At 46.2% G+C, this 12,287-nt stretch carries 14 protein-coding genes; 9 read left to right on the top strand and 5 right to left on the bottom strand.

The features are described 5' to 3' along the window. Positions 1-6: 6 nt before the first annotated feature. The 5 genes from vscR to vscN are packed head-to-tail and all read right to left on the bottom strand — an operon-like array spanning position 7 to position 4,881. The gene (gene vscR, locus AACR11_RS06985) at positions 7-657 is read right to left on the bottom strand and encodes a SctR family type III secretion system export apparatus subunit VscR (RefSeq protein WP_005426130.1); all 651 of its coding nucleotides are present in this window, start codon (positions 655-657) and stop codon (positions 7-9) included. After that, positions 654-1,619: a type III secretion system cytoplasmic ring protein SctQ gene (sctQ, locus tag AACR11_RS06990; RefSeq protein WP_029789053.1), complete on the bottom strand. Its 966-nt coding sequence runs from the start codon at positions 1,617-1,619 to the stop codon at positions 654-656. The genes vscR and sctQ overlap by 4 nt, the downstream gene beginning before the upstream one ends. Next, positions 1,616-3,091 (bottom strand): type III secretion system needle length determinant, encoded by a 1,476-nt coding sequence (locus AACR11_RS06995; RefSeq protein ID WP_079324591.1) that lies wholly within the window; start codon positions 3,089-3,091, stop codon positions 1,616-1,618. The genes sctQ and AACR11_RS06995 overlap by 4 nt, the downstream gene beginning before the upstream one ends. A 9-nt stretch (positions 3,092-3,100) precedes the next feature. Then, entirely contained in the window at positions 3,101-3,562 is a 462-nt protein-coding gene (locus AACR11_RS07000) for a type III secretion protein (protein ID WP_005441793.1), read from the bottom strand. Beyond that, the gene (gene vscN, locus AACR11_RS07005; RefSeq protein ID WP_017188262.1) at positions 3,559-4,881 is read right to left on the bottom strand and encodes a SctN family type III secretion system ATPase VscN; all 1,323 of its coding nucleotides are present in this window, start codon (positions 4,879-4,881) and stop codon (positions 3,559-3,561) included. The genes AACR11_RS07000 and vscN overlap by 4 nt, the downstream gene beginning before the upstream one ends. 187 nt (positions 4,882-5,068) lie before the next feature. Between vscN and sctW the strand changes: the two genes are divergently transcribed. Genes sctW through AACR11_RS07050 form a run of 9 tightly spaced genes read left to right on the top strand, consistent with a single transcriptional unit; the run spans position 5,069 to position 12,281 of the window. After that, positions 5,069-5,962: a type III secretion system gatekeeper subunit SctW gene (sctW, locus tag AACR11_RS07010; RefSeq protein WP_029789055.1), complete on the top strand. Its 894-nt coding sequence runs from the start codon at positions 5,069-5,071 to the stop codon at positions 5,960-5,962. Further along, entirely contained in the window at positions 5,943-6,227 is a 285-nt protein-coding gene (locus AACR11_RS07015; RefSeq protein WP_005441806.1) for a TyeA family type III secretion system gatekeeper subunit, read from the top strand. The genes sctW and AACR11_RS07015 overlap by 20 nt, the downstream gene beginning before the upstream one ends. Beyond that, entirely contained in the window at positions 6,214-6,588 is a 375-nt protein-coding gene (gene sycN / locus AACR11_RS07020; protein WP_005441809.1) for a type III secretion chaperone SycN, read from the top strand. The genes AACR11_RS07015 and sycN overlap by 14 nt, the downstream gene beginning before the upstream one ends. Continuing rightward, on the top strand, positions 6,585-6,962 hold the full coding sequence (gene vscX / locus AACR11_RS07025; protein ID WP_005441811.1) for a type III secretion system protein VscX: 378 nt from the start codon (positions 6,585-6,587) through the stop codon (positions 6,960-6,962). Before sycN ends, vscX begins: the two co-directional genes overlap by 4 nt. Positions 6,963-6,967: 5 nt before the next feature. Further along, positions 6,968-7,306 (top strand): type III secretion system chaperone VscY, encoded by a 339-nt coding sequence (gene vscY / locus AACR11_RS07030; RefSeq protein ID WP_009698254.1) that lies wholly within the window; start codon positions 6,968-6,970, stop codon positions 7,304-7,306. After that, positions 7,290-9,416 carry a SctV family type III secretion system export apparatus subunit VcrD gene (vcrD, locus tag AACR11_RS07035; protein ID WP_086028144.1) on the top strand — a complete coding sequence of 709 codons (2,127 nt, stop codon included), beginning with the start codon at positions 7,290-7,292 and terminating at the stop codon, positions 9,414-9,416. Before vscY ends, vcrD begins: the two co-directional genes overlap by 17 nt. After that, entirely contained in the window at positions 9,416-9,829 is a 414-nt protein-coding gene (locus AACR11_RS07040) for an LcrR family type III secretion system chaperone (RefSeq protein ID WP_029789057.1), read from the top strand. The genes vcrD and AACR11_RS07040 overlap by 1 nt, the downstream gene beginning before the upstream one ends. A gap of 60 nt (positions 9,830-9,889) precedes the next feature. Beyond that, positions 9,890-10,180, top strand: coding sequence for an LcrG family type III secretion system chaperone (locus AACR11_RS07045; RefSeq protein ID WP_005441819.1), 291 nt, complete (start codon positions 9,890-9,892; stop codon positions 10,178-10,180). Positions 10,181-10,190: 10 nt separating this feature from the next. After that, complete coding sequence (locus tag AACR11_RS07050; protein ID WP_029789058.1) at positions 10,191-12,281, top strand: virulence-associated V antigen; 2,091 nt, start codon at positions 10,191-10,193, stop codon at positions 12,279-12,281. Positions 12,282-12,287: the final 6 nt, after the last annotated feature.

The raw sequence follows: 12,287 nt of genomic DNA on the forward strand, positions 1-12,287 counted from the left end.
TCCTTACTATCCGTAACTGAGCACTAAGCCATGAGTCAGCTTGGTCCAACCGTCTAGCAATACAAACAGCAGCAGTTTGAACGGTAGCGAGATCGTCATCGGCGATACCATCATCATGCCCATTGCCAATAGGATGTTGGACACGATCAGGTCGATTGCGATGAAAGGTAGGTACAACAAGAAACCAATCTCAAACGCCCTAGTCAACTCGCTTACCGTAAAGGCGGGGAGCAACAACAATAAGCTGTCTGATTCCAAACGATCGACGTACTTTTGTGGCCACAATGTTCTTGCCGCATCGGTGAAAAATACCGATTCGGTTTCACGAATGTGCTTCTTCAAAAACTCACGATACGGTTGCAATCCGCTCTCAATCAGTCCTTCGATACTCTCGGAATCTTCTAAGGATATTTCATGCTGCGTCACGTAGTCATAGGTTTCAAAACCCACTGGTGCCATGATGAAGATCGACAGAATGATCGCCAATCCATAGAGCGCCATGTTAGGTGGTATTTGTTGTACACCCAGTGCGTTTCGCAATAGGGAAAACACCACCGCCAGCTTAACGAAAGAAGTCGCCATCATTGCAATGAAAGGAATCAAAGCAAGTAGGGCGAGTGTGACGATGAGGTTCAGTTCATCAGGTAACTGGATCATGCTGGCTCCTGACTACCGCCAAACAGTTCGAGTACACGCACACCTAGGCGTTCATTAATGTTCACCAATTCGCACTCACCAATGATTTTGCCATTTGCTCGCATTGTCACTGGGTTAGAAATTGGTTGGTTAAGTTCAAAGGTAAAACCAGGTTGCAGAGCGTTAAGTTGCTCTAAAGTAATGGTCTGCTGACCAACATCAAACGTGAGTTCAATTGGCAGTTGTTGGTGGTCGGTAAGTGCTTCAGAGCTATTGATATCGTTCATATTGGTTTCTTTTTCTAGGATATGGAGTGTGGTTTCGTCGAGTTTGCATCGCCAAAGGTTTTGATTGGATACCTGAAAGAGCACTTGATGTTGTGCGATGTAGCAATCATCGAAGAACACCACATCGCCCAGTTCCAATTGTTCAAATTGACCGAGTGCTAAACGTGTTTTGCCAAAGCTCAGCCAGAACGGCAGCGCAATGTTTTGGCTTAGGTAAGACGGTGCCTGTGGCAAGGCGTCAATCAGCACATCTCGACCTTCATTTACCCATAGGCTAAGAGAGGCGTCATCACGGTTGATGGTAAGCATCAACACATTCTCTTGCTGAGCTTGCTGTTCATGAGCTTGCAACTTACTCAACACTGGCAGTTGCCCAAACAGACGCTTAATGACATCGGTGTAGGGCTCAATCTGGCTGCTGAGTAACGCCATTTGCAATGAGTTTGGCAGCGATTCAAATGCCGTTGAGTCAAGCATGCCATGTAGCCACTGTTGTAACTGCGCACCACAAAAATCGATTTGAATCGTTTGTCCGCCAATGAGTAGCGTTAAACGGTAGCCCGAAAATTCAGGCTTTTGTCCAAGCGTGACCGACAGGCTGTTGCTCTGGCTATCTTGAAAGTGACATTGCTTCGCACACAGTTGGTTGCTTAGTGCGATGCTCGATGCGTCGACCTTGGGAAAATCAAGTATCATCGTTCGTCCTCAGGTTTCCATTCATCATAAATACTGCGTTGTTGTCGCGAGCGTTGTTGATCTTGTTGTTGGTTCATTTGTTCGCTGACCGAGATTCGAATTGGTTGGTCGATACCCAAGCGTTGCAAGCGCTCAACCAATTCTTGTTTAGCGTTTTGATTGATCAGTGACAGGGCATGCTCTTGCTTGATCAGGACGCTGTAACCAGAACTGTCATGTTTAATCGAGATCTCGCCACCTTTTAACTGACCTTCATTGAGAAGCAGTCGGACTTCCTTCTCGTTCGCACTTGGCAAAGACACATAGATCTTGTCAACCAACTTGCTGATCAGCTCGTTCACATCTCTTGCCGAACTTTGTGGTGCTTGCGCCTCCATACTCTTGAGGATCACATCACCTTGGGTGGTAGGCTGGCTTATATTCGACGCCGAGAACAGTTTGATGTCGGCTTCAGGCGTCGAATGATGTAAATCAATTTGCTTCGAGTGCTTTAGCTTCTCTTCAAATGCTGACAACGCAGCTTTCGTTTCTGCATTAATTTGCGCGTTACTTAAAGTGCCTGCTTCTTTTGTTGTCGTATCTGGCTTTTGTCGCTGACCATTTAATACGTTTTGCACGGCGGTAGCAGCTTTGCCATCAAGCTGGATTGGCGTTGGTTGACTATTCAAGTCTTTTTGGAAACCGCTAATAATGGCTTTAGGATCGTGATACAGACCATCAAGAGATGCGGTTGAACCTGCTGAATCAGCTTGGTTATCACGAGTCGTTTTTTCTTTTGTTGCTGAGGAACCGACGGATTGGTTTTTCACAATGATTTCCTCTTGCTGCTGTGCATGTTTACCTGCCATATTACTCAGAGGCGCTTTTTCAGATAGAGATTGAGCAGCGTCTTTATCTTTGTTTTCGGCAGGAGATTTGTCCTTACTTGGGCGCTCTGTTATCCCTGTATTGTGCAAGCTGTTCTCATGCTTTATGCGTTCTTTATCGCCAATAGCTTGCTCGACTAACGAGTTAGGCTTAACGGGTTTTGTGATATCTGATTCCGCTTCTGTCGCGGTCTTTGGCTGTTCTACAGCATCGCTGTTCGAAGCGTCTTTTGAAGCTTGATGATTTGTGCCTAGCGTAGAGTCTTTTTCTAACGGAGAAAGATTGGCTTTAGCAGCATGTTTCGCACTGTCTGAACTGTCAGCACCGTTTGTACTGCCAGCTTTGTCCGTTTTTTCAGAAGAAGCTTGGTCTTTGGCTCTTTCTTGCTCAGGCTGAGCTTTAGGCTTCAGGGGCTCAAACTTATCTAAACTCAATGCCGCTTTGTACAAACGAGTCGTCTCTTGACCATGCTCCGCTTCTGACGGCATTGGCTTAAGAGCGTTGTTAAAGCGAGACTCAAGTTCTTCAGAGATGTTGCTTGCTGGACTCTGTTGACCTTGTTGTGAGAATTCTGTTGTGTTTGGGTGATCGTGTTTGACTCGCATCTTTACCTTCTATGAAACAACGACGCTACGAAACTCTTCCTGTTCGAGCTCTTCTTGGTACTGCACTTGACGCATTTGTTCAGCAATTTCTTGTTCGTTTAGCTGAATGAATTTTTCTTTTGTTTTATGAGCGGCAAGGGCTTCTTGTTTTCTTTCTTTAAGCCGTTGGTTTTCTTGTTCTAATGCTTTTTTTGCCTCTGCGGCACGTTGTTTTAAATCTGCTTCTCTCTCCCTTAATAGCGCGATTTCTTGGCGTAATATTTCAAGCTCTTTTAGTACCACCGTTTTCTGCTTCGCTTTGGCAAACCGTCGCTCTTCTTCCTCTTTTCGCCATTGGTGATAATCGACCACGGACTGCTCGGCTTTTCGCAATAAAGAAAGCGCACTATTGACTCGATACTCTTGCTGCTGAACGGCACTGTCTGCTCGATCAGCTCGAATCTTTTTTATCTCTAGTAACTGCTCGATCATAAGCCCGCCAGTCCTCGTAACTGAGTCACGGTTTCGTCGAGTTCACTTGGTTCGTGTGTGCCTTGGCGCAAAAATGCTCGGATATCATCACCTTGTGCAATCGCCATATCCGCGCGGCTGTCAGCACCATGTTGGTATTCACCAATTTTGATCAGCAGTTCCACTTCTTCATATTTTGCCAACATTTCACGCATATGAGCTGCCGACGCTTGATGAGTTTTGTCCACGATTTGGTTCATCACACGGCTCGCGGAGCGAAGTACATCAATAGCTGGGTAGTGGTTCATCGCTGCCAGTTTGCGAGAAAGAATGATGTGACCATCCAGTATCGAACGGGTCTCATCGGCAACTGGCTCTGTCATATCGTCACCTTCTACAAGCACGGTATACAGCGCGGTGATGGAACCTTTGTCTGATTGACCCGCACGTTCCATCAGTTTTGGTAGTGCAGCGAAAACAGAGGGCGGATAGCCTCGTCGTGTTGGTGGTTCACCAGCAGCCAAGCCAATCTCACGCTGAGCTCGGGCAAAGCGCGTCACTGAATCCATAAGCAGCAAGACACGTTTACCCTGGTCTCGGAAGTACTCCGCGATAGAGGTCGCGACAAACGCTGCTTTGGCACGTTCCATTGCTGGTCTGTCGGAGGTCGCAACAACCAATACTGACCTTGCCATGCCTTCTTCACCAAGGTCGTGCTCGATAAATTCTCTTACCTCACGCCCCCTCTCACCGATAAGGGCGAGGACCGTTACATCAACATCGGCAGAGCGAATAAGTTTCGCGAGTAGGGTACTTTTACCACCGCCCGCTGCCGCAAAAATACCCATCCTTTGTCCTTCGCCACAGGTGAGCAATCCGTCTATCGAACGAACCCCCATGGAAATGGGTTTCTCGATCAGTTTTCTCTGCATCGGCGGCGGCGCGTCTCTGTAAACCGGATACCAAGCACTCGGCTCTTTGCTTTGGGTGCCATCAAACGGTCGCCCCAGACCATCCAGAATCTTCCCTAACAGGTGATCGCCAACACCCACTTCGTGCATCTTCCCAAGCGGGCTTACTTCGGTATTGGAGGAAATACCAAACATGTTGCCAAGTGGGGTGAGTAACGCGTGATGTTGTTGAAAGCCAACCACTTCCGCTAGCAGCGACAAGGTTTGATCCGGGTTACGCAACTCACAAAGTTCACCGACACGTACACCTGGCACCACGGCTTTGATGATGGTGCCGGTAACTTGAGTAACTCGACCGCGGATTTGGATCAAACGTGTCTGTTTGATTGCAGATTGTTGGGTTTCGGTGATGTATGAGAAGTCGTTCAATTTAGGAAAACATGCGCAATAACTGATGCTGAGAGAATAAAAAGGATGGTGCAGTATTTATAGTGACTATTGGTCGGGAGTTTTTAGAAAACTTAAAACGCCCTAAAAAAACACGTCTGATTTTGACAGCCCGTTGCAAATGCAATTCTTATAATTCGCTCATATTGTACGAAAGGAGTGCAAGTGAATGAGTATTATCAATAATCAAATTACAACGGGTAACAAGTTTGACGCGCCAATTCGAAGCGGTCTTGAGTCTTCACGTTCTGGGGAGTCAATTGGTGGCAACTATCGAGGCGAAACTGTCCGTGTACACAATGCTACTCAATCACTGTTTGACGCGATGGAAGAGCTGACGTCATTAGGCTCAGAAAAAGCGGAAAAAGATCTGACCAAACGCAAAGTGAAAGATGGCGGTATTCGCGTTAATGAAGCCCACGAGTTGGTTTCTGATTACCTAAGAAAAGTGCCTGATCTTGAGAAGAACCAAAAGATCAAAGACCTTGCTGCCAAAATGGCAAGTGGCAACTTATCAACAATTGCCCAGTTACAAGCGTACCTTAATGGTTTTTCTGAAGAGAAAAGCCACCAGTACCTTGCATTAAAAGCGGTGAAAAAGTTTCTTGGCGCTAACCCAGAAAGTAAGAACCTACTGGCGCTGATCGACCAAGCCCTTCTGAACTTTGAGCAAAACCCAGATTCGTGGTCTCAAATTGATACTGAAATTCGCGTATCCAGTTTTGCGGACGAATACAGCCAAGAACAAGGCTTCAGCAGTTTGCATCAACTGCGCGGTTTCTATCGCGACACCGTACATAGCTACCAAGGTTTAGGCTCAGCATACAAGGATGTGGTTGAGCGCTTTGGTGAAAAAGAGGTGTCTACGGCGGTCGACTTTATGTTGCAAGGCATGAGTGCTGACTTAAGCGTTCAAGGTAGCAATATCGACTCAGTTAAGTTGCAGCTTTTGATGTCAGATATGCAAAAGCTTAAAACACTGAACACCCTTCAAGACCAAGTTGGCAATCTCTATCAGATGTTTAAACCTCAGCAGGCAAGCCATGGCTTATCAAGTTACTGATTTGATGTCAGATGTCATTGCTTTGGTTGAGCAGCGCTGGGTGGGCAGTGAAGAGATCTGGAACTTAGCGAATGCCATGGAATTGGAATCCACCGAGCGAAAAATTAGCTTTTTCAGAGAGCTGCATAAACTGGTTCGGCATATCCCAATTGATGTGTTTAACGATGAAGAACAGCGACAAAACCTAATACAAGCCGTGCAAAAAGCGCTTGATGAAGCGATTGATTTAGAAGAAGAGGAAATGTGGGACGATGAATTGGATTGATGCGTCAGTGGATGATTTTTGCCGAGGAATGGGGCTTGACGCTGTAGATTTCTCGTCAGCAGGACGTGTTCAGTTGAGCTTTGAACAGAGCGGTACTTTGCACCTTGAGAAGCATCAGGACTGTTTGTTTCTTATGTTGGCGAAAGCGCTGCCGTGGCATCAATCTAATGAGCCGATCAAGAAGGCACTGAGCTTTTGCCATGCAGGGCAAGGTTGGCCATTTACCATTAAAACCGGATTGCTCGATGAACAGACGCTGGTTTTCTCTGCGCAAATTGAAGGTGATGAAGTGACATTGCCAACCATCGAACAAGCATTCGCGCTCTTGGTTCGCTTACACAATGATGTGGCGAATTCATGAGTAGAATTAGTACGTTAAACGTTGGTATTGAAGGCTTTACTCATGTCTCTCTTGAGCAAGTTGAAAACGATTTCCCACAGCGTTTTCAACTGCTGCCTGATGGTCAAGCCATCGCGACGCACTTAGAGAAACTGTATGAGCTTCGCCCATCTGAGCAGTACTTGATGTCGCTCGCCAAGCCAAAGCTTACCCATTCAGAGCTACTTCGCCCAGACAAGTATCGTCAGCAGTTTGATACGACTCAGCAGCGACTTCAGGAATTGGCACAGCAAAATGGTTCTCATGCGCTTTCCCAAGCGGTGGAAACGCTGCAAAACACGCAATTAGACCAACGTTATCTCACCATGGCGTTGAATCTACTGATTCAGGTTTAAGCCCCATGTTGCAAACAAAAGATGTGGAGCTATTGCTTATCCACGCTGCACTCCAAGTTCAATATCAAAAGCCCGAACAGGCGATCACGTTGCTGGATGCGTTGTTAGAAATCGAACCAGATCATCAAGAAGCTCGCCAAACACTGGCGGTGGCATGCCTGAATTCTGGTCGTTACACACGTTCAATCGAGCTGTGCGAAAGCTTATTGGAAGCAAACAACTCAAATAAAGCGGGCTTATGGTTTTGTCTCAGCCAAGCGCGCTGGAAACAAAATGATGTTGAGGGGGCACGCCGTGCTCATCGACGTTATCTGAAATCTCTAAATAGTGAATCAAATGAATAAGTTGATCGATATTCTAAACAAAGTTGGACAACGCAAAGACATCATGCTCGCCGTGATGCTATTGGCGATCGTCTTTATGATGATTTTGCCTTTACCGACGGCATTGGTGGATGTACTAATCGGTACCAACATGAGTATAGCGGTCGTCCTTTTGATGCTTGCTATCTACATTACCTCACCGCTGGAATTCTCTGCATTCCCGGCGGTTCTTTTGATTACAACGCTGTTTCGCTTGTCACTTTCTATTACGACAACGCGACTTATCCTTCTGCAAGGCGACGCCGGTCAGATCGTTTATACCTTCGGTAACTTCGTAGTTGGCGGTAACTTGGTCGTGGGTATCGTGGTGTTCCTGATCATCACCATCGTTCAGTTTATGGTGATCACCAAAGGTTCTGAAAGGGTTGCGGAAGTCAGTGCTCGATTCTCCCTTGATGCGATGCCGGGTAAGCAAATGAGTATCGACGGCGATATGCGTGCTGGGGTGATCGACGTTCATGAGGCGCGTCATCGTCGTTCATTGATCGAAAAAGAAAGCCAAATGTACGGTTCGATGGACGGTGCAATGAAGTTCGTAAAAGGGGACTCCATTGCCGGTCTGGTGATCATCGTGGTGAACATTCTGGGCGGTGTGACCATTGGTGTGACTCAAAAGGGTATGTCTGCGTCTGAAGCGCTTGAACTGTTTGCTATTTTGACCGTCGGTGATGGCCTGGTATCGCAGATTCCGGCGCTGTTTATCGCTATTACGGCCGGTATTATCGTTACACGTGTTTCAAATGAAGATTCCTCTGACCTAGGTTCAGATATCGGTGGTCAGGTTACCGCGCAACCAAGAGCTTTATTGATTGGTGGTGTCCTATTGGTGCTGTTTGCACTCATTCCAGGCTTCCCGAAAATCACTTTCCTTGTGCTTGCCGTTGTTGTAGGCGGTGGTGGTTTCTTCTTGTTCTATCAACAGAGAAAGCAAAGCGAATCTGACAGTTCTGATCTGCCTAGTTTTGTCGCCCAAGGGGCGGGCTCACCAGCCGCCAAACCGAATAAACCAACCCCTTCTCGCAACAGCAAAGGTAAATTGGGCGAGCAAGAAGAGTTTGCGATGACAGTACCGCTGCTCATCGACTTGGATTCTCGCTTACAAGAGAGCCTAGAAGCTGTGGCATTAAATGATGAACTCGCACGAGTCAGACGCGCGCTGTACCTCGATCTAGGTGTGCCATTCCCGGGCATCCACTTGCGATTTAATGAAGGGATGAGCAACGGTGAATACCTGATTCAATTGCAAGAAGTACCGGTTGCTCGCGGTCGAATTGAAAGCGAAAAATTGCTGGTGACAGAGGGCAATGAGCAGATCGATTTACTGGGTGTGCCTTACGAAAACGATGACGACTTTCTGCCGGGCATTTCGAGTATTTGGGTTGACCACAGTCACCGAGAAAAATTGCAAAACAGCCATGTGGGCTTTTTGACTCCCGACCGCATTCTGACTTACCACCTGTCTCACGTACTGAAAGAGTACGCGCAAGACTTTATCGGTATTCAAGAGACCCGTTACTTGCTTGAACAAATGGAAGGCAGCTACTCCGAATTAGTGAAAGAAGCGCAACGTATTGTGCCTTTACAAAAGATGACGGAAATCCTGCAACGCCTCGTTTCTGAAGATATTTCTATTCGTAACTTACGTGTGATCTTGGAGGCAATGGTTGAGTGGGGACAAAAAGAGAAAGACGTGGTTCAACTGACGGAATACATCCGTTCCAGCTTGAAACGCTACATCTGTTACAAGTACGCCAGCGGTCAAAATATGCTGCCTGCGTATCTGTTGGATCAGAGCTTGGAAGATACGATCCGTAACGGTATTCGCCAGACTTCAGCGGGCAGCTACTTAGCGCTTGACCCTTCTGTGACTCAACAGTTTGTCAGCGACGTTAAGCAAACCATCGGTGATTTGAGCCGCATGCCAAATAAACCTGTGCTGGTGGTGTCGATGGATGTGCGTCGTTACGTACGTAAATTGATTGAATCTGAATACTACGAACTGCCAGTGTTGTCGTTCCAAGAACTGACGCAGCAAATCAATATTCAACCGCTGGGAAGGGTAGGAATGTAATGGCGTGTGAACTCGCTCAATCTTTAATGGCGTCAGGAATCGAAGTGACGCCTTACTTTTGGCAGAAAAGCACCATCTTGCTCGGGCAACGATACGAGTGCGACGGTATGGAACTGGTATTCCGAGTAGAAGAAGGTGAAATCATCATCGTACTGCTGCGAAGAATCAGCCCTAATCAAGGTTTGAGCAATCCTTTCTCTGCACTGTTTTTGCTCGCAGAACACGCGATCCGATTGTACCCACCCGATTGGAGCATTCGCGGCAACGTTGACGTATTGCGAGGCAGCAATATGAGTAGCCAAAGATTAGCGCAGTTCTATTTAAGAGCCTGTGGGGCGAGCCACGATGAACAAGAAGATTGGTACTTTTTGCGCCTCAGTGATTACCGCCCACTTAAAAAGAGAAAAAAGTAAAAACTCTCGACTGTTACTGACAGCATCCAAGAGATGCTTCGCTTTAAGATAGGTATCAAGATGAAGCAACCCTTTACCGAAACCATTGAAAAATCAGAACTTGCTATCCGTAATGCGGAAGATAGAACTGATGTCTTCAATGAATTACTTGAAGGATTAGGCGTTGGTCCAGTAGCAGGCAATATTCTGCTCGATGGGTTAAATGCTTCGCCCCAATTGATGAAACAAGCAGAGCATGAACTGCTTGAAGAAGTACAACGCCGCAGACAACAACAGCATCAAGTGCAAGCCACGAGTACCAAAGGCTCTAGGCGCAAGCGACCAACAATGATGCGTGGCATGGTGATATAGAGGTTTCTAAATGACGGATATGACAACCATGAACTCTGTATCTGGAGTTCTAAATACAGCAACGAATCGTGACTCTCAAGCCTCTTTCCAGCAGCGTTTGGTAGAGACTCTTTCTCCAATTCTAGGCGATTCCGATGCAGCTCAATTAGAGTCTTTGATTCGCCAATTACCAATGGTAGTTGGGCGCACCGAACAAGAAAGTTTGGACCTATATGCAGATTCATTACGCACGCTGCTAGAAAAGCAAGCCGCCTTTACGGGGACTGCTGCCGCTGAGACTGCTGCGCATTGGATGCAGTCACTGCAACACCAAGCGGTGAATGGTCAGATTGCGCCTCAAGACGTAGTGACTGGCGTAAACAACACGCTCGCGCATCAATTCCAGTCTTGGTTCGATAAGCAATTAAAAGATACGGTCGACAGCTCGCTTCCAACAGATTTTATCAATGAGTTTCGTTTAGGCAGCCAAAGCACCCAAGCGCAGCAAATTGCAGCCTTAGATGCGAGCACGCTTACAGCCGCGACAGCAGAGATCAGCAAATTTGTAGACGCTCTTGCGCAGCAAATGAGCTCTAGCGAAGTCCGTGATAGTGCGATTTCATTTTTGCGCAATGCCTTTCGTAATCTAGGCTCGGTAGACATCAACGGGCTCAAGAACTCGGACTACTTGCTAACGCAAGAAAGCTTCAGTGCAGCGGTTACAGCTCAACTGGTTACTTCTTTGGACAGCGTAGGCATCACGTTAAGTAACAGTGATGCTAAGGCTTTGGCAGATAAGATTGCTTGGATTCCAGGTATATCCAAGCAAGAGCTTACCGGTGCATTAAATGACCTAGCAAAACAAGTGAAAGGTCAGTACGAAAACGAATACGGGGCAGGACAGGTTGGTCAACTGCAAAACGTGCTTAATGCCGTGGTAGCAAACCTCAAGAACTCCCCAAATGCGATAACACTTTCGAGTTTGTTTTCTAGCATTGCGGTAAGCCTTGTGAACACGCAAGTCGATACTTTTTACGGTAACCTCCATAAGGTACAGAAATACCAAGCGACGCAAGATCAGGTTGACCTAATAAAACAAAATACTGCACGAGACATAAACCTGCTATTTGAGAAGATTGTTGCCAGAAAAGACATTGGTACTGATTTCATTACGCGTCATCAAAAAATGATGGAGAACCTTAGCAAGTTAAATACGCGCTTGAGCAAAATCTCAGAAGAAGAAAAGAAGATAACCACAGGAGCTGACGGGAAAGAGCACGCTGATGTTAAAGCGGAACACTCTCTGACTGCTCGCGATTTACTGTCTGTGATTGAATCCAGCATTGGTGATCGCTTTGATGAGCGTGTGCTGTTTGCCTTAAACGAGCGTCGCGTTAACCGACTTGAAAAACGAGATCAGCAAAAAGAGGAACTTCAGTCTTATACAGCAAGGCTAAAAATCTTTGGCGAAGTACAGTCTCAGATACATATCAAGCAAAGTGGAAGCGGTACTTACGGTGAAGGTTATAACCCTGAAAGTTATAAATTTGACCACACCAGTTTTAACTACAGTACTCCAGAAGAATTTCATAAGTCACCTGAGTTTAAACATCTAAGTGAAGTTTTTCGAAGTGACAAAGGCTGGGGGCAACCTGGACCAGGTAAGAGAGCGAATATATATCAAGATTATATCGATTTTGACGCGATAAACAGAGACAAGGTTAACTTGTCTAGTGTCATCGAGCGTCGAAATGGAACAGATGTTCGATTCATTTTTACTAAAGAGAATGTCGAGAAATACATCAAGCCAGAATTTCGACATCCATCTGGTGGAATTCAGCCTTCACCCGAAGACGTACTAAAGGTCACACACCGTATGTTTTTGAGATATGAAGGTATTGATGCAAAAAATGAGAATTATCAAAATGGCGAGAAATCCAAAAAATTGTCTGATTTCTCTAGTTCTGTCAGTGATAAATCCAAGTTGCTTAACGATGAAGTGCAAATCAAAACCACTGAGCTGAACGACACCAGTTCTCAATACAACTCTACCGTTGAAGCTATGAACAAGTTTGTTCAGAAGTACCACAGTATTTTACAAGAAATCCTACGAGCGATTTAAGGATAA

It is taken from the genome of Vibrio sp. L85 (assembly GCF_963871815.1).
In the GTDB taxonomy this organism is placed as follows: Bacteria; Pseudomonadota; Gammaproteobacteria; order Enterobacterales; family Vibrionaceae; genus Vibrio; species Vibrio harveyi.